This is a genomic window from uncultured Roseobacter sp. (assembly GCF_947488185.1).
Lineage (GTDB): Bacteria > Pseudomonadota > Alphaproteobacteria > Rhodobacterales > Rhodobacteraceae > Roseobacter.
The window spans coordinates 552,075-577,955 of the sequence record NZ_CANKYM010000001.1 but is presented as its reverse complement, the minus strand read 5'-3'; the positions used below and the strand labels follow the sequence as shown (position 1 = coordinate 577,955).

The following is a 25,881-nucleotide window of genomic DNA, read 5'->3' as shown; positions in this document are numbered from 1 at the left end:
ATGTTCAGAACTCTTACTCTTAGTGCTGTGGCGGCCTTCGGTCTGGCCACAGCCGGTCTGGCGGCTGGCGCCTATGACACCCATATCGAAGACTTCGATTTCTCGTTCGAAGGTCCGTTTGGCACATATGACCAAAACCAGCTGCAACGCGGACTGCAGGTCTACACGGAAGTCTGTGCTGCCTGTCACGGGCTGAAATTCGTGCCGATCCGGTCGTTGGCTGAAGAGGGCGGCCCCTCGCTGCCTGCGGACCAAGTGCGCGCTTATGCAGAAAACTTTGAGGTCTTTGATCCCGAACTGGATGATTTTCGGCCCGCAAGACCTTCGGATCACTTTCCCGCGTCTGGCCTTGAAAATGCACCAGACCTGAGCCTGATGGCAAAGGCACGTGCGGGCTTTCACGGACCTTATGGCCTGGGGATCAACCAGTTCTTCAAAGGCATCGGCGGACCCGAATACATTGCCTCTCTGCTGACCGGGTACACTGGTGAGGAGAAAGAAGAAGCAGGTGTGATCCTCTATGAGAACAAAGCCTTCCCCGGAGGATGGATTTCCATGGCACCGCCGCTTTATGGCGAGGATGTCGAGTATGCCGATGGGCATGAGAACGACCTTCATCACATCTCTGAGGATGTTTCGGCCTTCCTGATGTGGACGGCGGAGCCGAAGATGATGGCGCGCAAGCAAGCGGGTTTTGCGGGCGTGTTGTTGCTGACACTCCTGTCTGTCCTGCTCTACCTGACCAACAAACGTCTCTGGGCGCCGGTTAAAGGCAAGGACATCGGCTAAGGTCGACTGCCTGACTTACGGGCGTTAAAAAACCCCCCGTGCGAGATCGCGCGGGGGGTTTTCCGTCTGCACCTTCACTAGGAAGGCTAATGACAGACCCTGGGGAGAGTCAGAATTGGGTGGTCCGAAGTCTCACAGCTAGTTGGCAGCTAAACGCGTCTTTCGCCGTGATCTCATTCCTGTCCCGTACCGTTGAATTCTTTCCGTACCTACTGTGTGCCCCGCAATTCAGAGCAGTTACTCGCTACCGGTCACCACTAATAAGTTAGCAATACATTAATCGGGAATCGCTGTATGTGAACTGGATCACATTGGGCGATTTCGGCCTGGGTTTTGTTGCGCGGTTGCGTGCGAGAAAACGCACCCAGCCGGGCCTGTGTCACCGCAGATCCCATCTTGATTGTCAGTGTTACAGCCATTTCAACCTCACCACTCTCAGAAGCGACGGTGAAATTTTTCGACCATGGACTGGGCCGCGCGAAATTCGCGGTCCGCCTCTACCAGCCAGGCAAGCATTGTCCTGACTGGAGACGTCGAAGGCGTAACCTTCGCACGATCGGTCTGTTTTTCACTGCGGCGTGTCATCTCAAAGCCCCTTTTTGCCGTACACCCCCGGAGTCCCGGCGGTGTCAGATCAGGACTTTCTGTCCCAACCTGTCCTCAGGATGCAGCAAAATCGAATCGGGGTCTGTGAAGCGGTTCACATGGGGCGCTTAAATCTGATGCAGGTCCGCCATGACCTGCAGAGCGTCCCGGTCAAGAACCCGCACGCCGCCGCGCGAGGCTTCGATCACGCCCGCGCGCTTCCACAACGACAGTGTCTTGGAAACGGCTTCGCGGGTGGCGCCGACAAATTCGGCCAATTCCGACTGTGACAGCGGCAGTATGGTCAGTTGCCTTGACCCGTCCACCGTAAGATAGAGGATCTTCCGGGCCAGTCGCGCGGGCATTGGCAGGAATACCTGTTCGTTGAGTTGGCTGCTCATCCAGCGCATCCGCTCCCCAGCCAGTTGAATCATGTCGATGCCCAGATCGGGCGCCTTGCGGATCGCGCGCAGCATATCGGCGTTTTTGACGCCGCGCAGGCGGGTCGGCTCAAGAGCGGTCACTGTGGCGGTGCGCGTGCCGGGATCGAAAAGAGCGATCTCGCCAAAGAGTGCGCCTGGCCGCATCACGTCCAGCGACAACTTGCGCCCCTCGCGGGACAGCACGCTGAATTCAAGGGAGCCGGAAACGATGGCGTAGAGCGTCTCGCCGATATCGCCCTGCTCGAACAGGACCTCGCCTTCGGCCAGGGACACTTCGGTCGCAACAGAAGCCATCAGGTCGGACAAGTCCTGAGACGCATGGGCCAGGAACCCGGTTTTTGGCAATGTGACTGTGTCCATCGAGGTCTCTTTCTTTCCTGACGCCTGGTGTTCAGAACTGCCAAGCGTACCTTGCCACGTGGAGCCTTTCAATCAAAACGGGAGCCCCCGTCAATGGTGAAAATGCTGTGCCTGCGGGTTTGACGTGAATGATCGATCCGTACTGGTCACATGCGACAAAAGCCCCCGATCCGGGTGGCAAAAGTTGCCCCAAACCCGGAAAGTGCGCCACGCAATGCATCATCGGACGGGCCGTAGACTGTAAAGCGCTCTGGCGCGAAGGTGGCCAGAAACCGTTCCGCGAAATGTGCCCCGAAGTTTTGCAAGTGAAGCATTGCGGCATCGTTGTCTGCGTAGCGCTCCAGCACCGTACACCGGGTCTTATCCTCCGTCAGATGATAGTCATAGACCAGCGCGCCGGGCTCATTGGCCTGCGTCGCGGCAACCATTTCATCAATCAATGGCTGGACACCGTCATACATGCCGTCCTGGATGGTCATTTCCAGGACCCATTCAATGTGATCTTCCAATACACCTCTCCCACAAGGTGTTCCCAGAGTAGCGAGCATCCCGGCGTGTTGTCACGACAATTCTAGTGTCGCGGAGAGCCGGACATCCGGATCAGGCCAGCAGCGCGTCAGAGCTGTGGCCCGACATTGCCAGCGTCACAATCGAGCCTTCGACCTGTGGTTCAGTGACCTCGACAGGGCAGAACTGTTCGGTACGACCCATTGTCGGGCTTTCCATCAACACGTGATGTTGCCGGCCGACCTGGCTTTGCAGATGGCGCTGGACCTGCGCCGCACCAGCCGCCCGCAGGCGCGCGGCACGTTGCTTGATCAGGGTTCCGTCAACCGCGGGCATCCGCGCCGCGGGCGTGCCGGGACGGGCGGAGTAGGGGAAGACGTGCAGCCACGTCAGATCGCATTCGGTCACCAGCGCCAGTGAATTCTGGAACATCGCTTCCGTCTCGGTCGGAAAGCCCGCAATGATATCCGCCCCGAAAGTCATATTGGGGCGCAGCTTGCGTGCCTCTTCGGAAAAGCGGATTGCGTCATCCCGCAGGTGTCGCCGTTTCATCCGCTTCAGGATCATATCGTCGCCATGTTGCAGGGACAGGTGTAGGTGCGGCATCAACCGTGGTTCGCTGGCAATGGCCATCATCAGGTTCTCATCGACCTCGATACTGTCGATGGAGCTGATCCTCAGGCGGGGCAGATCCGGCACGAGGCGCAGGATCCGCATGACCAGATCGCCCAGTTTCGGCGTGGCGGGCAGATCCGCACCCCAGCTCGTCAGATCCACGCCGGTCAGGACGACCTCATTATAGCCCTTGTCGACCAGCCGTTTGATCTGATCGACCACCACGCCCGCGGGTACCGACCGCGAATTGCCGCGTCCGTAGGGGATGATGCAAAAGGTACAGCGATGATCGCAGCCGTTCTGGACTTGCACATAAGCGCGGCTGCGTGTGCCGAAGCCGTCGATCAGGTGACCGGCCGTTTCGGTCACCGACATGATGTCGTCGACCTGCAGGGCTTCGGTCTCGCCAATGAAATCCGCCGCCAGCGATTGCCAGGTCGCGCCCTGCATCTTTTCAGTATTTCCGATCACCGCATCGACCTCGGGCATCTGCGCAAAGGTCTCCGGTTCGGTCTGCGCGGCGCACCCCGTCACGATCAGCCGGGCACCCGGATGGGCACGGCGCAGCTTGCGAATGTCCTGACGGGCTTTGCGCACGGCTTCTGCCGTCACGGCGCAGGTGTTCACGACAACCGCATCGCTGAGGCCAGCGGCGTCCGCCAGTTCTTTCATGGCTTCGGTCTCATAGGCGTTCAAACGACAGCCCATGGTGGAAAAAACGGGAACGTTCATGATAGGGACGCCAGAAATTCTGGGGTCAAAACCCCGCTGAAGACATGTGTGGTGGGTCCGGTCATCCAGACACCGTTGTCGCGCCAGTCGACATAGAGGGTACCGCCGTCCAGATCGACCCGTACCGACCTCCCGGTGAGCCCGCGGCGCGCCGCTGCCACGGCCGTCGCACAGCTCGAAGACCCGGAGGCCAGCGTGATGCCCACACCACGCTCCCAGACGCGCATACGAATATGGTCCTGCCCGATGACCTGCGCCACCTGCACGTTGGTGCGTTCCGGATAAAGCGGATGGTGTTCATGCGCTGCACCGAAGGCAGCCAGATCGACGGCTTCCGCATCCTCGACAAAGAAGGTGCAATGCGGATTGCCCATGCCCGTGGCGACCGGCGCACCATCCATCGGCAGAGAGAGGGTATCCATCTCCCGTGCAAGAGGCACATCAGCCCACTCCAGCTGTGGGTGCCCCATATTGACGGAGGTCAGGCCATCGCTTGCATCTCGTGCCTCCAGCCGGCCCCGCTCGGTTGTCAACTGAAGTCTGTCCTGACCGGTTTCCTGCATGACATGATGGGCAACGCAGCGGGTGGCATTGCCGCAGGCGGCGGCCCCCGATCCGTCCGCGTTGAAAAAGGTCAGATGCAGTGCGTCAGCACCGTTTGTCATCACCGCGAGTTGGTCAAATCCGACCCCGCGATGCCGGTCGCCGAGCGCCCGCGCAAGATCCCGCGTGACGTCGATTTTCTGCGCGCGCGCGTCCAGCACGACAAAGTCGTTGCCAAGCCCGTGCATCTTCATGAAGGGCAATCCGGTATGATCATCGCTGCGCATTTCGGCCATATAAGCTGATGCGGCAAAACTATCCAGTATGTCCTTGCGAAAACACCGATTAAGGGCTTGACCCTCCCGCGGCACCTTTCTAAGTAGGCGCTCTAGTGGGCCGTTAGCTCAGTTGGTAGAGCAACTGACTTTTAATCAGTGGGTCGCAGGTTCGAATCCTGCACGGCTCACCACTTACAGAAATGATTTCAATATCTTAACAGTAGACGTCTATTGGTGAGGCCATAGTGTTGCCGGCTTCGGGGACACATGGGGGACAAAGCGCTGCGTTCCGACTTGATTCATAGCTGCATTGCGCTCACGCTTGCTGATTGCGGCAAACGTTGATCTGTCCCACCTGACATTTGACAAAACCTGACAATACGGGCTCAGCGCGTTCTGTTGGCCTTAGGGTGGCTTGGTCCGGTCATATTAGGTGTTCTGTGCGGCAGGTCTAATTGACCAATGTCTGCTGTGAGCCCATCTTGCATTTTTTTGTTTTGCCGCGAATGTCGGGTTTTGATCTCATGCCACAAGGATCGCTTCTCTCAGTGGACAGAACAATAGAATATCTCACGAGATGAAGTTACGCCCTTTACGCGTCTTGTCTGTTTTCGCGGTCTGCTATGGCATCATTTGGCTTACAGTTCGCTTGTTGGGCCTAAATGTTCATGCGTTCAATGGATCTTGGGAAGATCACGGCGATCATTTCTCGACGCAAGTACCCGTAAAATTGAAAACCAGATATTGCTTATGTCCAGCATACGTCTGCGAAACTGGAATCGAAGCTGGCCTGTTGGCACGGCGCACTGTCTTTGGATGGCGCAAGTTCAACTACTTTCGCGACCCGGAGACAAAACCAGCCCACCTTGACCAGAACCCAAGGATTATTCGCGCGCGCGGCGAAAATGAATTCTGTGTGACCAAGAAGCGAGGCGACAACCTGAAAGTTACACTGACACCTTACACGCGGCGGTATCTATTGCTTGATATTGAATGACTTCCCAGTGCAACCTTAGAGTCAGACCGTCGCATTTTGAAAACGATTGAAAAACGGACATTTGAATTTGTGAAGCAGGCGTCTGCTTCGTCCGCCTTGCCAACTAAAGCTGTCCAAAACGAAGGTCGGCTTTGGGCTGCGGTCCGGCCAGTCGGGTTCAAGCTTGCGGCTGTAGTCAGGCTCATCGCTCGTTATGACGCTTTGCGCAGATAGCCGACTTTGCAATGTTTGCAAGCTCTCACTCCTCTAAAAACCTTCCCATATGCAAAATCTCAAAAATCTACCCGAAATGGGCGAAGCGCAAAGGCGCATCACGCGTCCTATTCAGCCAATCTATAGGCGTGAATACCGAAAGATATTCGAAGATTTTTGACAGGCTTGATTATCAAAGACTAGGTTCAATTCATGGCTTTGGTCTTTAAGAAATATGTATTTTAACGGGGTGCGTCCCCTTAAAGAATGCCTCGGATTCGTTTAACCGTTCAGATCTTAGCTCGGGAACAAGCTTCATGCCCAGAAATGTCAGCCAAGAGAGAACGAACAATAGAAACATTTTGCGTCTTCGATGCAGAAATCGCATCAAAATTGCCTTTTCCAATTTGGCCATCGTTATCTCCTAGTGCCAAACCAGCGGACAGCCCCAAAGTAATGCCGGTAAAAGTCGCCGAAACAAAATCGTTCAATTCGTCGCCCTAATCTCAAACCATACTTGACTAAAAAAAATCACGTATCCAGCGCCGATTTTTGGAAAGCTACGAAGTGTCGATGGCCTAGACGTATGCTGTTGCCCGTTGACTTCGAAAACAGGTGGCGCAATGTGAACCAAGAAAGTGTCTACAATACTAGGGGCTATTCAGGCCGACACCGATCCGGGCAAAGGTTTGAGAATATCTCATCATAGTCAAACTGATGTCAGTGTGAGGCTTGGTGGGTCAAGAGAAGTAACAACCCATATGCATCAGCTGCCAAGCCAGATCAGGTCAAAGGGATTGGGCGCTGTTCCTCAATCGCTTCCATCGCGAAGTACGAGGTCACGGTTTCCAGTTCGACCGCATCAATCAGACGTTTGTACACGTGGTCATATCCGTGCATGTCCTGCGTCACGATCTTGAGCAGATAGTCGTATTCACCGCCGATACGAAAGAAGTCGATGACCTCGGGAATCGTCGATACATGCTTGCGAAATTGCTTTAGCCAGCTTGCGGAATGGTGGCGCGTTTTCACCATGACAAAGACCACCAGACCCATGCCCAATTGGGCGCGATCCAAAACAACGGTGCGCTTGGCAAGGACACCGTTGGCTTCCAGGGCCTTCATCCGCCTCCAGCACGCATTCTGCGAAAGTCCGACCCGATCACTTAGCGCCCGTTGCGATTGTCCGGAGTCCCGCTGCAACTCTTCCAGGATGCGAAGGTCGATTTGATCTAATTTTATTGCCATTGTTCAATCATTATCAAAAACTTTGCAGTGTCACACCAAAAAACGAATGATTTATTTCGTTTTCCCTGTGTCAAAGTAGGCAGAAGCCAACCAAACGGATCGCGTTTCATGTCACTTCTGGATGACTTCAAGACATCACTGGCGCGCCCTGATGTCATTGATCACATCAGGGCGGGGTTGATTGGCGACGGGATCGAAATCAAAGGGCCTTTCGGTTTCCGGCCGCTGCTTTATGCTGACTATGTCGCGTCGGGCCGGGCACTGACGCAGGTGGAGGACTTCATCCGCGATCAAGTGCTGCCCTTTTACGCCAACAGCCACACTCAAGCCTCCTACTGCGGGGCATTCATCACGCGGCTGCGCGAAGCAGCACGGGCCGAAATCGCCCGATTGGTTGGTGCAACGGATGGGACCAGCGTTGTCTTCACCGGGTCGGGGTCGACTTCCGGGATCAACCGGCTGGTTGGGCTCCTTGATATTCGGACCGTCGCAGAGACCGGCCGCGCAGTTGTCATCATCGGACCGTACGAGCATCACTCGAACATCCTGCCGTGGCGCGAAAGCGGTGCCGAGGTGATCGAGGTTCCGGAAGGTCCAAATGGCGGCCCGGATTTCGAGGCGCTTCGGCGCGTGTTGCAAACCGTTAAGGACGCCGATCTGGTTGTGGGTGCCTTCTCGGCCGCGTCCAATGTCACGGGCATTCTAACGGATGTTGATGGCGTGACACGGCTGCTTAAACAACACGGTGCGCTGGCCATATGGGACTATGGCTGTGCCGCGCCTTATGTGGAAATGGAGATGCGTGCGGGCAGTGACGCGGCAAAGGACGCGATCGTTTTTTCCCCGCATAAGTTTCCCGGTGGGCCGGGGTCTTCGGGGGTGATGGTCCTGCGTGACGCCATGGCACGCCAACAAACGCCAACTCTGCCAGGCGGGGGCACGGTCAGTTTCGTCTCGCCCTGGGGGCATACCTATGCGTCGCAGCTTTGCGAAAGGGAGGAAGGCGGAACCCCGAATGTCACCGGAGACATCCGGGTGACCCTGTGCATGCTCGTGAAAGAAGCCCTCGGGCAAAGCTGGATGGACGAGAGGCACGTGGCTCTGCGCACGCGCGCGCTTGACGTCTGGAAAAAGAATTCACGGATCGAGATATTGGGTGCGCAGGATGCCCCCGCCCTGCCAATATTTTCCCTGCGGATAGCAGACGGAGCGGGCGGCCATGTGCATCACCAGTTCTTTACGCGACTGCTCAGCGATGTCCACGGTGTGCAGGCGCGTGGTGGCTGCGCCTGTGCCGGCCCCTATGCCCACAGGTTACTGGGAATGGACAGGGGCAGTTCCGAGGCGATCCGTGTCGCCATCGCACGCGGCGAAGAACTTGAAAAACCTGGCTGGGTCCGGCTGAATTTTTCGGCGCTGCTGACAGATGAGAAGGCGGATGCGATTATCGCCGCAGTGGACAATCTGGCATCGGACGCTGCAAGATACCTAGGTTGTTATGGGGCGGATCCCGCGACCGCGCGCTTTTCCCCTAAGCCAGAAGCCGAAGGAAGTCTTGTGTCGTGACCAGCCCATTGGCGAATAGATCGTTCCGCCGACTGTTTGCGGCCCAGATTTTTTCGCTTCTGGGGGTCGGCCTGCTGACTGTTGCCTTGTCGCTCGCGGCTTACCGAATCGGCGGAGCCGAGGCGGGCGGACAGATGCTGGGCATGCTTTTGGCGCTGAAAATGGTCGCCTATGTCGTGCTGGCGCCCTTGGCTGAGACCGTTCTGGCCAACGTATCGCGAAAACGTGCAATGGTGTTGTTGGATCTGGGGCGGATGCTGCTGCTTGTGCCCATGGCTTTTGTTACCGAGACTTGGGCCGTCGCCACACTTGCGTTTGCATTTTTTGTTCTTTCGGCGGGGTTTACGCCCTTGTTTCAGTCCATCATTCCGGACGTCTTGCCCGAGGAAGAAGCCTATACCAAGGCACTGGCCTGGTCACGCGTTGCCTACACGCTGGAGGCCGTGCTGAGTCCCGTCATCGCAGCGGCCTTGCTGAACCTGGCCAGCGGCGAGACGCTATTTCTTGCGGCATCCCTGTCATTTCTGGGGTCGGTCGTGGCCTTGCTTGTCACAAGTTTCCCGGACCGGGAAACTGCCGACCGCAAAGGGCCATTCCTGAAGCGGGCGAGCCTGGGGTTACAGATCTATGCGCGGACGCCGCGCTTGCGCGGCCTGTTCCTGTTAAATCTGGCGCTGTCGCTGACGCTGGCCTGGGTGTTGGTCAACTCGGTCGTTTACGCCGGTGAAAGACTGGGCGATGCCGAACGTTTTTTTCCGATGCTCATGGCCTTTTACGGGCTTGGGGCGGGTCTCGGGGCCGTCGTTGTCCCTCGGTTGCTGAAGCTGACAAGCGAACGTTCGGTCATGTTGATGGGGGCCTATGGCTTTGCCCTTGCCGGCGCCATCTTTGCGCTCTTGCCGCCCATGCCGTTCCCGGCGTTGGCCGTGATCTGGGCCGCATTCGGGGTCGCCTCTTCTCTGGTTCTGACACCCGGTGGCCTGGTCATTACACGATCTGCCGTCAGCGCGGATCGCGCGGCGGTGTTTGCGGCGCAGTTTTCGCTCAGCCATGCAGGCTGGCTGGTGGCATATCCTCTGGCCGGGTGGTTGGGGGGATTGGCCTCACTTGAAACGTCGCTGTTGATCCTGTCGGTCGTGGGCACGGTCGTCGCAACAGTCGGCATGTCAGTCTGGCCAGCCGATGATCCCCTGAGGCGCGATCACTCCCATCCCGACCTTCCCGCCGATCATCCACACCTGAAACTTGTCCCCGCCAGCGGACCGCATCACCGCCACATCCATGACTTCCATATCGACGAGTTGCATCCGACGTGGACGCAAGGGACAGTCTGATGTCGCCCCAAAACAATGCTTTGAAGGGATCACGACCATGAGTAACGACGACCTTTCGCCCATCGACGCCAAGGGCCTGTCTGCGCTTGAGGCACGGCTGAAAGAGGATCTGGAGTTTCTCTGCTACCCCGGAAAAGATTGGGTACCACCACGCGATGGCGTGTCGGACGTGGTGATTATCGGTGGCGGCATGTGTGGCACGCTGGCCTGGTTTGCACTGGCCACCGGCGGCATGAGGAATGTGCGCGTGTTGGATCGCGCAGAGAGGGGCCGCGAAGGGCCCTGGCTTGACTATGCGCGGATGGAGACCCTGCGCTCTCCCAAGACCTTGACGGGTCCTGCCTTCGGGCACGGCTCTTTGACGTGTCAGGCCTGGTATCGTGCCCAGTTCGGCACGAAAGCCTGGGACGAACTCGACAAGATACCGCGCACCATGTGGATGGATTATCTTCGCTGGTATCGCGATGTCCTGGGTGTTCCAGTCGAAAACGGCATCTCGGTCGACCATGTCGAGCCAGAAGGCGATCTGTTGCGCCTGACGGTTTCGGGCGCAACGAGTGAAACCATTCTGACTCGCAAGCTCGTATTTGCCACCGGGCGCGATGGTACGGGGGGCCCGAATATTCCCGGGTTCATCAGGGATCTGCCCGGTCATCTGTGGGCGCATAGTGCCGACGAGATTGACTTTGCAAGTCTCAAGGGCAAGCGCGTCGCCGTTATCGGTGTCGGCGCGTCAGCCGTCGATAATTCGGCAGAAGCGCTTGAACACGGGGCCGCTGAAGTGCGCCACCTGATCCGGCGCAAGGAAATGCCGACCGTCAACAAGATGATGGGGATTGGCAGCTTTGGCTTCACCGCCGGGTTCGCCGAGATGAGCGACGAATGGCGTTGGCGTTTCATGCAATACAGCTTTGCGACACAAACACCTTCGCCGCGCGGCTCGACCATGCGGGTCAGCCGTCACGCCAATGCCTACTTTCACTTCGGCAAGGCGACCACGCGCATCAACCCCAAGGGCAATGGCGCGACCGTCCATTTCGCGGACGGCACGTCCTACGACGCCGATTTCGTGATCCTGGGCACGGGTTTCATCATCGACCCGATGGCCCGCACCGAATTTGGCGACACGGCGGGCGAAATCCTGCTGTGGCGGGACGTCTACACCCCGCCCGAAGGCGAAGAATCCGGCGATCTGGGGCGTTTTCCCTATCTGAATGCCGACTTCACATTCCGTGAGAAAACGCCGGGGCAGGCCCCATGGCTCAGCAATGTCTACTGTTTCAACTACGGCGCCTCGGCCAGTCTCGGTAAAGTCAGCGGCGATATTCCAGGCATCAGCGACGGGGCCGCATGGCTGTCGCGCGCGATCGCCGCCACGCTGTACTCCGAGGACATCGAAACGCACTGGCAGGGCATGCAGGACTACGACAAGCCCGAGCTTTTGGGCGACGAATGGGAGGCAACAGACCTTGAGGCCGGCACGAAAACGCGGGAAGGTCAGGTGGCATGACGCTATTTGACACGACGATTCTCAGCAAATCCGGTTTGACGCCGGACAGTCGGTTGGCAGCTGCCACGTCAAGCAGGGCGAACATTTTCAATATGAGTCAGGCTGCGGAACAAGCCGTTTTGCGCCCGGAAGACTGCGGTGCCTTCGGCCACGATCTGCGGGCAGCCCTGGCTGCACGCGTCGCGCATCACGCCGGAGAGCACGCGCTGGCAGACCACTATGCAACAGCTGCCGGGGACAAGGCCGCGCTTGCTGATCCGGGCGCGTATGATGCGGGGTTGGGCCATGTGCTGACCTTCGTCGACAAAATTGCGAACCAGACCCGGGACGTCGCGGCAGAGGACATTTCCGGGCTGCAGGCCGCGGGCGTTTCGGACGCCGATGTCGTTCGTCTGTGCGAACTTGTTGCCTTCCTTGCCTATCAGGTCCGGGTGATCGCTGGCCTGCGATTGATGCAAGGCACCGCCGGATGAGCCGCGTCATCCACAAATTCACCCGCAACGTGCCCGGCTGGCAGCCTCGGGTGACGCCTGTAAAACTGGACGAGGCGACACCTGAACAGCTAGCAGCGCTTCAGGTCACCCCCTCGAACACCAAGGTGTCGGACTATGTCCTGACGCTGGCCCATGATGTCGAGAGCCTTGCGGTCCGCTCGCCGCTCTTCAACGCGATCATGTACGACCCGGGCGGCATGTCGCGCGCGGAACGCGAGCTTGGGGCGCTTGCGGCCTCGATGGTCAACCGCTGCATCTATTGCGCCGCCGTGCATGCTGACCGCCATGCCCAGCTTGAAAAAGACACAACCGTTACTGATGAACTTTTCGCCAAGGGCGAGAACGCCGATTTGACCGCAAGGGACCGTGCAATTTTCGACTTCGCACGGAAATCCGCCGAAGCGCCACCCGCTGCGGGGCCGGCTGATATGGATGCGCTGCGGAACGCGGGTCTGTCAGACGAAGAAATCCTTGACCTCATCCTGTCCGCTGCCTTGTTCGGCTGGGCCAATCGGTTGATGCATGTTCTGGGCGACCCTGTCCGAAAAGGGAACGGCGCATGAACGCGCCGATGCGCATAGGGATCGCAGGCGCAGGCTCGATCGCCTTCGGCACGGCAGCGCTTTTGCACGAGCAAGGTCATGACCCGATGCTGTGGTCGCCGTCGGGGGCGGGAACCGCAGCCCTGGAGACCGCACCCCTTTCTGCTTCGGGCGCTATTGAGGCGGAATTTACGCCGGCCATAGCCAACTCCGCAAAACAACTTGCCGAAGACACCGACGCGCTGGTGATTGCTTTGCCAGCCTACGGGCACAAGACCGTGATGGACGCGCTGGCCCCGCATATTCGGGAGGGTCAACAGGTTATCATCTCGTCCCACGCCTCGCTTGGGGCGGTCTATCTGATGCAGCTATTGGCAGCGCGTGGCGTCCAGGCCCCGATCACTGCCTGGGGCACCACCGTTGTCACCGGGCGACGGCAGGACGGAGCTGCGGTGCAGGTCAATACAGTCCGCGCCCGTGTCGATATGTGTTCGGTTCCCAAGGCAGACACCGATGCTGCTCTGAACCTCTGCCGCAATTTGTTCGGAGACCGCTTTCAGACGCGCGACGGGCTGCTGGCGATTTCGCTGTCAAATCTGAACCCGCAGAACCATCTCGGCATCGCCCTGGGTAACATCACACGCATGGAACGGGGCGAGACCTGGAGCCAAGGCCAGAACGTAACGCCCAAAATTGGCCGGTTGCTGGAACAGCTTGATCTCGAACGGCTGGCCATTGCCAAGGCGCTTGGCCTCGACGTGAAGACGATTTTCGAGCACTTCCACCTTAGCTTCCACGTCCCCGTGGCGTCGATTTCCGAGATGAACCAGCAAATGCACGCGCAAGGCAATGGCGGCACCGGTCCTGCCACCGCCGACAGCCGCTATGTCACCGAAGACGTGCCCTATGGGTTGCAACTGACTGCGGTTCTGGGCCGTTTGACCGGCCAACCTGCGACGTTGCACGAAGCCGGGATCAAGATATTCTCGGCCATGTACGGTCGCGACTTCCCGGCCGAAAATGAAATCCTGAATGCGCTGGAACTTGACCGTTTCAGCCTTGACGACCTGCAACAGGCCGCCCGTACCGGGTTGCTGCAGCCGACGCCCTGAATGGTGTCGTGACTAAAAAATGATACGGACAAAATCTGAACCAACAAGGAGACGCCCGATATGACCAAACTATCATTCAACCGACGCCGCTTCCTCGGCACCGCCGCCATGACTGGTGCGGCGCTGGCCAGTCCGGTTTACCTGCGTCACGCGAAAGCCGCTGGCGGAGAGGTAAATATCTGGACCTACAACGACTTTGTCCCCAAGGCCTTCAAAGAACAATTCGAGGCTGATACCGGCATCAAGGTCAACGTGCGGCTCGTCGATGACCAGGGCAAGCAATTCAACCTGCTGGCCGCTGAAGCGCCGAACCCGACCGTGGACATCATGACCGTCGCCGGTCACCGCTTTTTGCAGTTCATCGACAGCGACCTTCTGGCGCCGCTGGACACCGGTCGCCTGAGCAACTGGGGCAACATCAACCCGACATTCTCGGAAAGCGACTGGTCCACGATCAATGGCAACAAGTGGGGTGCTCCCATCCTGTCAGGTATGGAGGTTCTGTCCTACAACACCGACATGGTCAGCGCCGAAGAGGCCGAAAGCTGGGATGTTCTGTTCTCGGAGAAATACAAGGGCCAGACCGCCTATATCATCCAGGACATGATGTCGATTGTCATGCTGAAGCTGGGGTACGATGGTAATATGGTCGCGTATATGGACGATCCGGAAAAGGCTGCGGCCATTGTTGAGGAGGCCAAGCAATTCCTGATCTCCAAGAAGCCTCTGGTGCGCAAGTACTATGACAGCGGCGCGGAAGTGCAGCAGATGTTCGTCAACCAGGATATTGCGCTTGGTCACAGCTGGAATGGACCGGCGGCAGCGCTGATCAACGATGGCTTCCCGCTGGCAATGTCGATCCCGAAAGAAGGCTCATATGGCTTTGTCTATACCTATAACATCGCCAACAACGCGCCGAACGTCGACAACGCCTATCAGTTCCTTGATGCGATCCTTGCGTCACCCGAGATCGGTGCATCGATGACCAAGGCATCTGGCTTCATCTCGACCTACAAGGATGCGTCGAACTATCTGACCGACCTTGAAAAGGCATCGACGTCCTTCCCGGAAGAACAACTGGCAAATCTGCAGTTCTTCCGTGCCGAGGCGAACGAGATGAAATACAGCCTTGTTGACCCGGCCGTGGAAGCGGTCAAAGCCGCCTGATCACTGGCTGCATGTAAACCCGTCCTTGCCCGTCCACGAATGGGCGAGGACACGGCCCGGCTGACCCAGGAAGTTCTGCATGAGCAATGATACTACGACGCGCACCAAAAGCGCTGGCGTCGCCCCGGAGAAGTCTGACCGCACCTTTTGGTGGTGGCTGTCCGTCTGGACGCCCTACACCGCGCTGATGAAGCTGGTCACGACATCGCCGCGGCGGCAGTTCGTCATTCTTGCCGCCTTTCCCATTCTATGGGTCCTGACCCAGCACCTTGGCCCCATGCTGCAAATGCTACGGGTCAGCCTGATTGATGCCTACCCCGTGGCTCCGGGGGTCGAACAGCACTTCACGCTCGACAACTATGCGCGGTTCTTTGGCGAGCGCATCTTCTGGCAGCCATTTTTCCGGACACTGATCTTTGCCGGAACGCTTACCTTCTGTACCCTGATCCTGACATTCCCGGTGGCCTATTTCCTGGCCCGCCATGTCAGCCGCAAGAACCAGTTGCTGATGCTTTTGTTGCTGCTGATCCCGTTCTGGGTCGGCGAGATCGTCCGCACCTATGCCATCATGATCCTTCTTGGGAACACCGGCGCCGTGAACCTCGTGCTGAAATGGTTCGGCCTGATCGACCGACCGATCCCCTTCATGTATACCAGCTTTTCAATGGGGATAGGCATCGTCTACCTGACTGCGCTCTATATGCTGCTGCCGCTCTATTCCGCGCTCGAGAAACTACCCAAAAGCTATGGCGAGGCCGCCGCTGACCTCGGCGCAGGGGCATGGACCCGGTTCCGCCGCGTGACCCTGCCGCTGACGCTTGAGGGGATTTCCTCCGGGTGCACGCTGGTCTTCCTGATCTCCACCGGGTTTTACGCCACACCGGTTTTGCTGGGCGGACCCTCCACCACGGTATTTTCCGAAACCATCGCCGGGTTCTTTCACGTGGCGGGGGATGAGTGGCCCACAGGCGCGGCCTTTGCCACGATCATGTTTGTCACCGCGATGCTGTTGACGGGCATATTCCAGAAACTGATGTACGTCCTGCGAAAAGGGGATACGAAATGACCCGCGGCAATCGCATCCTCCTGTCCTGCATCTATTGGGCCTTTGTGCTCTATGTTTTCGTGCCGCTGATGCTGATGATCCTGATGGGTTTCAAGGACAGCAAATTTATCGGATTCCCGATCAAATCCTGGACGCTGGATTGGTACCTGGGCGTTTTCGCCGACGCCGAAGTCGTGTCGACCCTGACCTATTCCGTTGTGATCGCGGTGCTCTCGACCCTGATCTCGGTGGTGGTCGGCACATGGATTGCGGTGCTGCTTGAAGGGCGCAAGTTCCTTGGACGGGCGGCCATCTTCGGGCTGACCATTCTGCCCGCATTGGTGCCCGGCATCATCTCGGCCATCGCGTTTCGCATCTATGCCCGCCTCTTGGGGATTGAGCCGGGCATGGGCGCCATCATCTGGGCGCATGCGGTGCACAACGTCCCCTTTGTCGCCCTTGTCGTCATGGCCCGGCTATCGACCCTTCCCAAAAGTCAGATCGAAGCCGCACGGGACTTGGGCGCTGACCCAATCATCGCCTTTCTCAGGATCACATTCCCCTACCTGATCCCTGCCATTCTGGGCGCCAGTATCTTCTGCCTGCTGCTCAGCTTTGACGACTTTGTCCGCTCGTTCTTCCTGGGCGGGTACGAGCCAACGCTGCCTGTCCTGATCTTCGCAAAGCTGCGATCGGGCATGTCCCCTGAAATCAATGCAATTGCGACCGTCGCACTGGTGCTGACAGCCGCCATCGGCATCTGGGCCGAACGTTTTACGCGCCGCGCGAATAAGGACACAAACCCATGACCACCCCAGCATCGCTTGTTCTTCTTGAAGGCGTTTCCAAGCACTTCGGTGATACGGTGGCCCTTGACGATCTGACACTGGACATTGCGCGTGGTGAGTTCGTGACCTTCCTTGGGCCGTCGGGGTGTGGCAAGTCCACCACGCTGCGCATTCTGGGGGGGTTTGAACGCCCGACCTCCGGCCGTGTTATTCTGGATGGTGAAGACGTGACCCTTCAACCGCCCGAGAAACGTCATGTGAACATGGTGTTTCAGGACTATGCGCTGTTTCCGCATATGACCGTCCGCCAGAACATTTCCTTCGGTCTGGAATTGAAGGGCATGGACAAAACTGCGATCCGAAAACGCTCCGACGAGATCATGGCCTTTCTGGAACTGGAAACCTATGTCGACCGCTATCCCGGGCAATTGTCAGGCGGTCAGCGGCAGCGCGTCGCTCTTGCGCGCGCTCTGGCACCGGATCCTGCGCTCTTACTGCTGGATGAACCTCTAGGGGCGCTGGATGCCAAGCTGCGCGGACAAGTCCAGTTGGAACTGAAATCCATCCAGCGCCGCACTCACAAGACCTTCTTCTTCGTCACCCATGATCAGGAGGAGGCGCTGACCATGTCCGACCGGATCGTCGTGATGAACAAGGGCCGTGTCGAACAGGACGGCACGCCGGAAGAGTTGTATTTTCAGCCGGCCTCGCGCTTCGTGGCGGAGTTTGTTGGTGACACCAATCTTTTGTCCGGCACATTGCGAGGCCAGGACGGTGACAAGATCGTGATGGATTGGTTTGGTCAGAACTTAACTGGCCTCGCGCCGGGTTTCACGTCGGCGGTGGGGGGTAACATCACGGCGTCGGTTCGCCTGGAAAAACTCGGTCTTTCTGCCGAGCGTCCTTCTGCCGAAAATGCTGTGCAGGGCAAGGTCGTGGCCAAGACTTTTCTGGGAAGCCGCATGGCCGTGGATTTGGCGGTTGATCAGACCGAGGGCGCGATTCTGCGTGCTTTTGTGGATGCCGAGACCGGAGGCACTTTCGGAGCGGACCCTATCTGGATCGGTTGGGACAGTAAGGACATGGCCGTTCTCAGAGACTGAAGCGTCAAATCGGTCCGGTCGCTTCAGGGCTCTGTCAATTTCCACGACAGGCAAGCCGCAGGCGCGCCAAGATGTCGAAGTCGCACGACTTGATGTTGAAAGGACGAATTGCGTCGATATCGGCCATGTCCGGACTTCCCGCTAAGGTCTGCATAGCCTGCGATCTGCGAGTTCGCATTCGTCTTGACTTTGCAATCGCAGCGAATGGCCAGTCTGGTGAAGCTGCGGCGCAGGGCTTCAGGTTACGTGATTAGCCTTGGCCAACAGTGATTTCAGGTAAGATGACCTTGCTTACCTTTTCGCCTGTGTTGATCGCTGTGTAGATGGATCTCGGTGGGCGGGCCGCTTCGTTGACACAGCGCTGTACCCACTCTCTGTCTTCCATTGATCTCAAAGATAGAGACAACGCACGGTCGGTTATTGTCGGCAGATTTCTCTTTATGTCATTGAAGTGTCTTGGCTCATGAAGCGATGTCAGAATTGGCAAGGTCCATGTACGCCGGAGCAGATCCTGATCTGCGGCCCCGGAAACACGTTGAATTCTGCGTGCGATTTTAGCGGCTGATTTTCCGAGTTGCGTAAGCCGGAATTCCGGACGTATCGGATGGCCATAACCCGGGTTTCTTTCAACAAGACCCATCTTGATAAGATGATCAATGCTTTGTGAAAAGGCCGTCCTGCTTGCGCCAGTTGCGGTCAGAAGTGTCGCCTGCCGCCCAGCGGTGCCGGCTTGTAGACTTGATAGAATGGGAAGGGCCCATGCCCTTGAAGTTAAGTTGACAAAAACCTGAATGTCCATAAAGTATAGTTAGTATATTTTCGTAAAAAGGAAAAGCCATGCCGCTTGTTTCGTTGGAAGACACCATCACCATTGCTTTGTCGGTCACGGATCGACACGCAAGCGCCAAATGGTACAATGACATGCTAGGATTTGAGATACTCTATCACGCGGATGAAGCAGGTTGGTCGGAACTGCAGACCAAGACCAGCGGTGTTACAATCGGCCTCGGTGAGCAAACCGAACCCGCACCGGGTAATTGCGTTCCTGTTTTTGGGATCGCCGACCTGGACAGCGCCCGGCGTGCACTTGAACAGGCAATGGTAAGGTTTGACGGCGAAACCGATACAGTTGAAGGGATGGTCAAGACAGCAACTTTCTACGACCCGGACGGGAATGCGCTCATGCTCGCCGAAGATTTGACAAAAAGCGCATGATGGCACGCATCACTCCATCGAGAGGCTTGATCGTGATTTTTGTCCCGACCCTTTACACAGTCACCATGTCGTGACTATTCAACAGCCACGCAGCTTTGGTTGGTGGGGTGGCAAAGCGGATACCATGGCAACTGTTAAAGGGGTTTTTCCTGTACCCCATGCCCTCGCAATCTGCCGTATTCTACTTTGCGGATGATTTCCAAAACACTGTATTCGATTTGCCCGCCATATCTAAGAACCAGCGCGCAATCGACTCGGTGACGTCCCGAATTTCAGACGAAATAGCTTGGAAAAATTCTGAGCGGAGTTGAATCCAGAGGCAATTGCGACATCCATGACCGAAAGGTCGGTTTCGATCAAAAGTCTGCGCCCCTTGGCGAGCCGGGCATTCGAAATGTACTGCCTGGGCGTTCTATGGAGATATTTCGCGAACAACCGTTCCATCTGGCGGCGCGAGATTGAGAATTGTTCAGCGAGGTCATCCAGCGCCAGGTCGGCTTCAAGATTGGTATCGATGTATCCGATGATTTCTATGAGGCGCTTGTTCCGACTGTTCAAAGTAGCGGCGCGGGATGCTGCCTGACTGGTATCAGGGCCTCTAACGTCGCTTATGTTCATCATTTCACGCGCGATTGTTGCAAATTCAGAGCCAAAATCTTGCTGTAACACCGTGAGAAACAAGTCTGCACTTGTTGCGCCCCCTGCGGATGTACTGACACGTCCGTCAACAACGTAAGCCTTGTCTGTGGGGGTCAGCGTCGGGAATTGCTCGCGGAATCCATCGATGTTTTCCCAATGCAGTGTAGATTCTGCGGACGACAATATACCCGCTTTTGCAAGTGCGAACGCCCCGGTGCACAATCCGCCCATCTGAGCGCCGAAGGCCCATTGCCGCGCCGCCCACTTCCAGACAGTTTTCGAGATGCTCTTGTTCGGCTCTACCCCGGCGCAAATGAAGATCCGACTGCCCCCAATGTCGGAGGAAAGACGACCGTGGCAGCCAATGGACAGCCCGTTCGAACTGGCAACGGGTTCTCCGGTTTCGGACAGCACAGTCCATCGGTAGAGACCCCGTCCGGCCAATTGGTTCGCGACGCGCAGAACCTCAACGGCGGATGTGAAGGCCAACATTGAGAATGCCGGAACCAGAACGAACACGTAGTCTATGGGATCAACATTTTGAGCTACCGGATGAGAATGCGCTCCTTTCGGTACCTTGACCGGTGCTTTTACGATCCCGTTGCACGTCGTTTTACCTGGCATGAGATATCATCCCCCTGCAACGTTGGTCTGGCGGCGCTGTCGGTGAGCCGCCACCTTGTGACGGTTCCCGCAGGTGGACATGTTGCACCATCGTCTGCCGCGCCCCCTGCCTGCGTTCAGAAAGAACCAGCTGCACCGTTCACACTGACGGAGTTTTCCGATTTCGGGAGATCTCAGCAGATCCTCCACAAGCAGTACGAAGCTATCGAGATAGTAGGACGCCGTGCCGCCGGTCGCCTTCCAAGGTGAAGGCGCGCTGGAGAGGTTCAACTCAGCACGTTGCAAGGCAGCCTTCGTATAGTCTTCGAACGTCTGAAGATGTTCAGGCGCAACTGTCTGTCTCCCGGTATAGGCGGATAGCACGAGATATGTGGCTTCCCGAAAGTTGACCAAGGCATCGACATCATATTGCGTTGGATGCGCCTGACCCACGTGTTCCCCTGCATTACCGCTCGCCGCAAGCCAGGAAAGAAGATCATCCGGTGACGTCAGACGATTGTCCGTGCGGGATTTGTCGGTGTCGCCAACGGTGTTGAGAAAATCCAGCGCAAGATGCCCCCCTACAAAATTGTCACTCATCCACATAGTAACCTCATATTTAATTTTTATAGTTACATATCGCAAAAAGTAATGTAACCATATAATCACTATAAAGCATTACAGGAGAAACGCCATGCTGTCGCTACCGGGACGCTACGATCACAAGGGGCAGTCCATTGCATGGGGGCAGTTGGGCTCTGGTGACCCCCTGGTACTGGTGCATGGAACACCGTTCTCGTCACAGGTCTGGCGCAGAATCGCGCCCCTTCTGGCCGAACGCTGGACCGTCTATTTCTTCGATCTGATTGGCTATGGTCAGTCAGAAAAGAAAGATGGGCAAGACGTGTCCTTGGCCGTGCAGAATGATCTGCTGGCCGCCCTATGTGCGCACTGGGAGTTGAAGCGCCCTGAAATACTGTGTCACGACTTTGGCGGTGCGACAGCTTTGCGGGCTTACTACATCAACGATCTGCGCTACAAACGAATGACAATCTTTGATCCCGTCGCGGTCGCACCCTGGGGGTCGCCATTCGTGGCGCATGTCAGGCAGTATGAAGCTGCTTTTGCAGGTCTGCCTGCCTATGCGCACGATGCGCTTTTACGCGCCTATCTGCAAAGCGCGGCATACAAGACGCTGACCGGGGAGGCATTGCAAGTCTACATGACACCCTGGCAAGGAGACGTCGGTCAGCCAGCATTCTATCGTCAGATCGCACAGATGGATCAGAAGTTTACGGATGAGGTCGAGAGCCAATACGCACCGCTCGATTGCCCCACTACTTTGCTTTGGGGCGAGAAGGATGAGTGGATCCCCTTGGAGCGAGGTCACAAGCTGGCCGGTATGCTGACCGATGGCGCGATGAAAGTAATCCCCAATGCAGGTCATCTTGTTCAAGAGGATGCGCCAGAGGCCATTGTCGCCGCCATGTTTCAGCACAGCACATAATCCGGCAGGAGTGACGTGATGGATGAAAAGATTTCCTCAGACCCCCTCCTTCAACCCTTTCGGCTGAAACATCTGCATCTGCGCAATCGTGTCATCAGCACAGCACACGCTCCTGCCTATGCCGAAGATGGTCACCCCAGGGATCGCTATCGCCTCTATCATGAGGAAAAGGCCAAGGGCGGTTTGGCGCTGACCATGATCGGCGGATCAACCAATGTGGCGCCGGACAGTCCTTCGGTCTTTCGCCAGCTCTACGCAGGGGATGACAGCATCATCCCGTGGTTCGAAAAGCTGACCGCCGGTGTGAAGTCTCATGGTGCGGCCGTCATGTGTCAGATCACACATATGGGGCGTCGCACCGGCTGGGATACGGGTGACTGGTTGCCCGTCATTGGCCCATCGGGGCGACGCGAGCGGGCGCATAGATCGATGCCGAAAACAGCCGAATACATGGATCTCAAGCGGATCGCGTGGGAGTTCGCCGAAGGCGCGCGACGCTGTCAGGATGGTGGATTCGACGGCATTGAAATCCTGTCTCACTCCCATCTTCTGGGCCAGTTTCTATCGCCTCTGGTGAATGACAGGGAGGACGACTACGGCGGTTCGCTGGAAAATCGCTTGCGTCTGACGTTCGAGGTGCTGGACGCCGTGCGATCCAAGGTAGGTCCCGACTTCGTCGTGGGAATGCGCATCACCGGAGATGAGTTGTCAACGGGTGGGCTCACTGCCGATGAATGCGTAGAGATTGCCAAACGGTTGGCGCAGAGTGAACAGATCGACTTTCTCAACATCCTTGCCGGAGCGCCATACGATGATCTGGGGCTGGCGGGGTGGGTGCCGCCGATGGGCGTGCCATCTGCCCGGGATTTGCAGGTTGCCGGGTGGATCAGATCTGCCGTCGATTTACCGATTTTCCATGCTGGCGGGATCAATGATCTGGCGACGGCCCGGTACGCCCTTAAAGAGGGTATGGTGGATATGATCGGTATGACGCGCGCCCATATCGCCGACCCGTATCTGGTCAAAAAGATCAGCATTCGGCAAGAAGACCGCATCCGCTCCTGCGTTGGTCTTGGCTACTGCGTAGACCGCGTGAACCAAGGCAAGGATGCGGTGTGCGGACAGAATGCAGTGACGGGCCGCGAGGGCTTTCTGAGCCATCGCCTTCCGCAGACTGCAAAAAAGAAAACCATTGTCGTGGTTGGAGGCGGCCCCTGCGGCTTGGAGACAACGCGTCTGGCCGCCGCCGCAGGTCACAACGTGCACCTTTTCGAAGCTTCGGACAGGCTTGGTGGCCAACTTGCTTTGGCAAGCAAAGGAACCGTGCGGCGGCAGATGGAAAGCGTTCTGGATTGGCTGGTACAGGAAGTCACACACTCACCAGCGACCCTGTATCTCTCCACCTATGCGGAAGCTGAAGACATCAAGGCGCTGAGGCCCGACCTTGTAGTTCTCGCAACGGGTGGATGGCCCTCCGAGCCGGACTGCCCCGGCGGTGATCTCACCGTGTCCTCCTGGGATGTTCTCGGCGGAAATGTTCGCGTTTCAGGAGATGTGTTGTTGTGGGACATGTTGGGGGATCAGCCAGCAGCGGTGGCGGCGGATTATATGTCTGATCATTCTGCCCAGTTGATCTTTGCGACGCCAGATACCCGTCCTCTGACCGAATTGGGTCCCACGACACAATCGGTAGCTCTAAAAAACCTCTATGAGCGAGAGGTGCGTTTCATACCGAATACGGAGGTGCAGCGGGTCGAACGAGACGGAAACCGCAAGGCTGTCACCTTGCTAAATACACTGACCGGTGCGACTTGGCGCCAAGTATTCGATCACGTAGTGTTCGAGACCGGCTGCAAACCAATGGACGATCTCTATTTCGACCTCGTCGGTCAATCAAGCAACGCAGGCCAACTTGATCTGAGGAAGTTTGCCAGGGGCATTGTAGAGTTTCCAAGCGCGCATTCAGACAGCAGCTTTGCGTTGGTCAGGCTTGGGGACGCGGTTGCCAGCAGGAACCTGCATGCTGCTCTTTTCGATGCGAACAGACTTGTGCAAGGGCTCTAGGTGTAAACACCGAACGAACGACGTTGCCGCCATTGGGCACAAGCCCTCTCGTGGAGGACGCCAACGGGACGTTGTTTGAACTCATGCGCAATGGAAACCCCGGCTACAGCCCAGAAATTCGGAGATTTGGGTTCGGGCGCGCTGTTCGCAACGGTCCGCTGAAGTGAGCACTTCGCCGGGCTTCACTTTGATGAGCCCGTGCCACCGGTGGAGACTATACACTGGCCAACCCGGTTCGAGCTCAGTCTGCCGCGCGACACAGCGAGAATGAAAGACGGCGTCACAAGATGGAACGATGCTCAGGTGTTTCGCGCGCCAAGCATGAACCTGACAGGCGAGATGAGCATCCATACCCCGACGCTCAACATCGTCCCTCCCGCCAGGTTTCCGCCCCAGAAAGAGAGATTGTTTGATCCGAAACGCTTGACGATCTGTGTTTTTAGCATGACGGCACCGAACGCAATTGCGGTGAAACAGACCAAGCCATTCAAGTACATAAGAAGGCCAAGAACCAGGATCTGGGTGCTGATATTCCCCATCTCTACCGCTACGAATTGGGGAAGGAAGGACGTCAGCAGAACAACCATCTTCGGGTTTCCAAGATTGGTGAGGAGACCTTGGATATATGCAGCCAAAAGCGGCTCCTCGGACGGTACAAATGCTGTATGCGTCGCTGGATCGTGGTTTTTGCGAAAAGCGAACGAAGCGCGGAGCATCCTGTAGCCGACGTAGATTAAATAGACGGCGCCCGCCGCGCGGACTGCCATCCATATCGCGGGCGAGAGGGTGTTGATGAAATCCATCCCAAACGCAATTGCCGGCACAAAGACAAAGCCCGCGGAGATAACGCCAAAGATCGCAGCAAGAGCGTGTCGCATGCCCTGGGAGGTTGCCCGCGAGACTACGACGATACTGTCAGGACCAGGCGTCAGAAACATCAGCGCGTGGATTCCAACCATCAATAGAACCAAACTCCAATCCATCAGTGATCTCCACACCATGCTGCTTTTGACGTTGGCTAAACCGTAGATCGCCTGTTGCTCTGAGTAAACTAAGCGCGTCATTCAAATCGCGTTGCGCCGCAACGGTTGTACGTTCATGTGATCCTTGGTTGTGCATCCTCGCAAGAGCCTCTTGCAGCTGTTCGGGTTTTCCAGGCTGCATCGTGCATTTACTGAATTTCCAAGCGTTCGGAGACTGATGCTCCGGGCTGTTCGTTCCGATGGGGTGTCGCGACAATTCTTTTGCCGGCGCTCTCCCTGACGGGTTCATCCAGTTTGCGAGGAAATGAAAATGTACGGCATGATAAATGAAGGCATTCGCGCCTTCATCCTTAAACACCACGATAAAGAAACCTGGGAGGCGATTTGCCAAAAGGCCTCTGTCGGTGACCAACAGTTTGATGGCATGAAAAGTTACGATGACGGTATCACCTATCAGTTGGTGGGCGCCATTTCCGAACACACCGGTCTGTCATCGGGCGAGGTCTTGACCAAGTTTGGATCGCACTGGGTCGACTATGCCGGAGAATCCAGGTTCGGCAATCTCATGAAGGTTGCGGGCGACAGTTTTCTGGAGCGGTTGAATGGCCTGGACGACATGCATGCCCGTATTCAGCTTTCAATGCCAAATCTGAAACCGCCGTCGTTCAAGCTCGAGGAAGTGGCAGACAGAACGTACCGTTTACACTACTTTTCCCAGCGAACCGGCCTGGACTCGATGGTCGTCGGACTGCTGTATGGAATGGCAGAAGAGACGGGCGAGAAGATCAAGGTCAATCAGGTTGCCGAAAAATCTGATACCGTTGATCACAGTGTGTTTGAGATTGCCGTAGTCAACTGATGACCAACGGTTTGGGAACTGGTGTTGGGCGTAAAACCCGTTCATTTCGCTCCCCACAAAT

At 57.1% G+C, this 25,881-nt stretch carries 26 protein-coding genes and 1 tRNA gene; 17 read left to right on the top strand and 10 right to left on the bottom strand.

The genetic code is table 11. The features are described from left to right. On the top strand, positions 1–789 hold the full coding sequence (locus Q1A52_RS03050; RefSeq protein ID WP_300010677.1) for a cytochrome c1: 789 nt from the start codon (positions 1–3) through the stop codon (positions 787–789). Between the two features lie 713 nt (positions 790–1,502). Here Q1A52_RS03050 and Q1A52_RS03045 read toward each other — a convergent pair. The 4 genes from Q1A52_RS03045 to dapF form a co-directional block, all read right to left on the bottom strand. Continuing rightward, positions 1,503–2,177, bottom strand: coding sequence for a Crp/Fnr family transcriptional regulator (locus Q1A52_RS03045; RefSeq protein WP_300010674.1), 675 nt, complete (start codon positions 2,175–2,177; stop codon positions 1,503–1,505). 146 nt (positions 2,178–2,323) lie between these two features. Beyond that, the gene (locus Q1A52_RS03040; RefSeq protein WP_300010671.1) at positions 2,324–2,686 is read right to left on the bottom strand and encodes an antibiotic biosynthesis monooxygenase; all 363 of its coding nucleotides are present in this window, start codon (positions 2,684–2,686) and stop codon (positions 2,324–2,326) included. A gap of 91 nt (positions 2,687–2,777) precedes the next feature. Then, entirely contained in the window at positions 2,778–4,031 is a 1,254-nt protein-coding gene (gene mtaB / locus Q1A52_RS03035) for a tRNA (N(6)-L-threonylcarbamoyladenosine(37)-C(2))-methylthiotransferase MtaB (protein ID WP_300010668.1), read from the bottom strand. Next, positions 4,028–4,861: a diaminopimelate epimerase gene (gene dapF / locus Q1A52_RS03030; protein ID WP_300012144.1), complete on the bottom strand. Its 834-nt coding sequence runs from the start codon at positions 4,859–4,861 to the stop codon at positions 4,028–4,030. Before dapF ends, mtaB begins: the two co-directional genes overlap by 4 nt. Positions 4,862–4,967: 106 nt before the next feature. Between dapF and Q1A52_RS03025 the strand changes: the two genes are divergently transcribed. Beyond that, positions 4,968–5,043: transfer RNA gene (locus Q1A52_RS03025), tRNA-Lys, on the top strand. A gap of 386 nt (positions 5,044–5,429) precedes the next feature. Beyond that, a complete protein-coding gene (locus Q1A52_RS03020; protein ID WP_300010665.1) occupies positions 5,430–5,849 on the top strand; it encodes a hypothetical protein in 420 nt (139 codons plus the stop codon). 482 nt (positions 5,850–6,331) lie between these two features. Here Q1A52_RS03020 and Q1A52_RS03015 read toward each other — a convergent pair whose 3' ends face one another. Together Q1A52_RS03015 and Q1A52_RS03010 are read right to left on the bottom strand one after the other, a co-directional pair. After that, positions 6,332–6,532 (bottom strand): hypothetical protein, encoded by a 201-nt coding sequence (locus Q1A52_RS03015; protein WP_300010662.1) that lies wholly within the window; start codon positions 6,530–6,532, stop codon positions 6,332–6,334. A 292-nt stretch (positions 6,533–6,824) separates the two neighbouring features. Beyond that, entirely contained in the window at positions 6,825–7,289 is a 465-nt protein-coding gene (locus Q1A52_RS03010; RefSeq protein ID WP_300010660.1) for an Lrp/AsnC family transcriptional regulator, read from the bottom strand. Between the two features lie 108 nt (positions 7,290–7,397). On the opposite strand from Q1A52_RS03010, the gene Q1A52_RS03005 reads away from it, so the two are divergent. The 10 genes from Q1A52_RS03005 (at position 7,398) to Q1A52_RS02960 (ending at position 17,950) form a co-directional block, all read left to right on the top strand. After that, complete coding sequence (locus tag Q1A52_RS03005; protein WP_300010657.1) at positions 7,398–8,855, top strand: aminotransferase class V-fold PLP-dependent enzyme; 1,458 nt, start codon at positions 7,398–7,400, stop codon at positions 8,853–8,855. Next, on the top strand, positions 8,852–10,189 hold the full coding sequence (locus tag Q1A52_RS03000; protein WP_300010654.1) for an MFS transporter: 1,338 nt from the start codon (positions 8,852–8,854) through the stop codon (positions 10,187–10,189). Before Q1A52_RS03005 ends, Q1A52_RS03000 begins: the two co-directional genes overlap by 4 nt. Positions 10,190–10,226: 37 nt before the next feature. Further along, positions 10,227–11,699 carry an NAD(P)-binding domain-containing protein gene (locus Q1A52_RS02995; RefSeq protein WP_300010651.1) on the top strand — a complete coding sequence of 491 codons (1,473 nt, stop codon included), beginning with the start codon at positions 10,227–10,229 and terminating at the stop codon, positions 11,697–11,699. After that, positions 11,696–12,172, top strand: coding sequence for a hypothetical protein (locus tag Q1A52_RS02990; RefSeq protein WP_300010648.1), 477 nt, complete (start codon positions 11,696–11,698; stop codon positions 12,170–12,172). The genes Q1A52_RS02995 and Q1A52_RS02990 overlap by 4 nt, the downstream gene beginning before the upstream one ends. After that, on the top strand, positions 12,169–12,756 hold the full coding sequence (locus Q1A52_RS02985; RefSeq protein WP_300010645.1) for a peroxidase-related enzyme: 588 nt from the start codon (positions 12,169–12,171) through the stop codon (positions 12,754–12,756). The genes Q1A52_RS02990 and Q1A52_RS02985 overlap by 4 nt, the downstream gene beginning before the upstream one ends. Continuing rightward, complete coding sequence (locus Q1A52_RS02980) at positions 12,753–13,847, top strand: NAD/NADP octopine/nopaline dehydrogenase family protein (RefSeq protein WP_300010642.1); 1,095 nt, start codon at positions 12,753–12,755, stop codon at positions 13,845–13,847. The genes Q1A52_RS02985 and Q1A52_RS02980 overlap by 4 nt, the downstream gene beginning before the upstream one ends. A 60-nt stretch (positions 13,848–13,907) precedes the next feature. Next, positions 13,908–15,014 carry an extracellular solute-binding protein gene (locus Q1A52_RS02975; protein WP_300010639.1) on the top strand — a complete coding sequence of 369 codons (1,107 nt, stop codon included), beginning with the start codon at positions 13,908–13,910 and terminating at the stop codon, positions 15,012–15,014. Between the two features lie 79 nt (positions 15,015–15,093). Beyond that, a complete protein-coding gene (locus Q1A52_RS02970; protein WP_300010636.1) occupies positions 15,094–16,080 on the top strand; it encodes an ABC transporter permease in 987 nt (328 codons plus the stop codon). Further along, entirely contained in the window at positions 16,077–16,868 is a 792-nt protein-coding gene (locus Q1A52_RS02965; protein ID WP_300010633.1) for an ABC transporter permease, read from the top strand. Before Q1A52_RS02970 ends, Q1A52_RS02965 begins: the two co-directional genes overlap by 4 nt. Continuing rightward, positions 16,865–17,950: an ABC transporter ATP-binding protein gene (locus Q1A52_RS02960; protein ID WP_300010630.1), complete on the top strand. Its 1,086-nt coding sequence runs from the start codon at positions 16,865–16,867 to the stop codon at positions 17,948–17,950. The genes Q1A52_RS02965 and Q1A52_RS02960 overlap by 4 nt, the downstream gene beginning before the upstream one ends. A 250-nt stretch (positions 17,951–18,200) precedes the next feature. Here Q1A52_RS02960 and Q1A52_RS02955 read toward each other — a convergent pair whose 3' ends face one another. After that, positions 18,201–18,749, bottom strand: coding sequence for a winged helix-turn-helix transcriptional regulator (locus tag Q1A52_RS02955; protein WP_300010627.1), 549 nt, complete (start codon positions 18,747–18,749; stop codon positions 18,201–18,203). A gap of 38 nt (positions 18,750–18,787) precedes the next feature. Here Q1A52_RS02955 and Q1A52_RS02950 point away from each other — a divergent pair, with 38 nt between their 5' ends. Further along, positions 18,788–19,165, top strand: a complete 378-nt coding sequence (locus Q1A52_RS02950; RefSeq protein WP_300010624.1) for a VOC family protein — start codon at positions 18,788–18,790, stop codon at positions 19,163–19,165. Positions 19,166–19,396: 231 nt separating this feature from the next. Here the strand turns inward: Q1A52_RS02950 and Q1A52_RS02945 are convergent, their stop codons facing one another. Continuing rightward, the gene (locus tag Q1A52_RS02945) at positions 19,397–20,428 is read right to left on the bottom strand and encodes a GlxA family transcriptional regulator (RefSeq protein WP_300010621.1); all 1,032 of its coding nucleotides are present in this window, start codon (positions 20,426–20,428) and stop codon (positions 19,397–19,399) included. A 6-nt stretch (positions 20,429–20,434) separates the two neighbouring features. Further along, a complete protein-coding gene (locus tag Q1A52_RS02940) occupies positions 20,435–21,007 on the bottom strand; it encodes an ABATE domain-containing protein (RefSeq protein ID WP_300010618.1) in 573 nt (190 codons plus the stop codon). 94 nt (positions 21,008–21,101) lie between these two features. Here Q1A52_RS02940 and Q1A52_RS02935 point away from each other — a divergent pair, with 94 nt between their 5' ends. Both Q1A52_RS02935 and Q1A52_RS02930 read left to right on the top strand, forming a co-directional pair. Continuing rightward, entirely contained in the window at positions 21,102–21,914 is an 813-nt protein-coding gene (locus Q1A52_RS02935) for an alpha/beta hydrolase (RefSeq protein ID WP_300010615.1), read from the top strand. Between the two features lie 18 nt (positions 21,915–21,932). Next, positions 21,933–23,978: an NADH:flavin oxidoreductase gene (locus tag Q1A52_RS02930; protein WP_300010612.1), complete on the top strand. Its 2,046-nt coding sequence runs from the start codon at positions 21,933–21,935 to the stop codon at positions 23,976–23,978. A gap of 299 nt (positions 23,979–24,277) precedes the next feature. On the opposite strand, the gene Q1A52_RS02925 is transcribed toward Q1A52_RS02930, so the two are convergent. Next, positions 24,278–25,042, bottom strand: coding sequence for a LysE family translocator (locus Q1A52_RS02925; protein ID WP_299828738.1), 765 nt, complete (start codon positions 25,040–25,042; stop codon positions 24,278–24,280). 229 nt (positions 25,043–25,271) lie between these two features. Here Q1A52_RS02925 and Q1A52_RS02920 point away from each other — a divergent pair, with 229 nt between their 5' ends. Continuing rightward, entirely contained in the window at positions 25,272–25,820 is a 549-nt protein-coding gene (locus tag Q1A52_RS02920) for a heme NO-binding domain-containing protein (RefSeq protein ID WP_300010609.1), read from the top strand. The last annotated feature ends 61 nt before the right edge of the window (positions 25,821–25,881 follow it).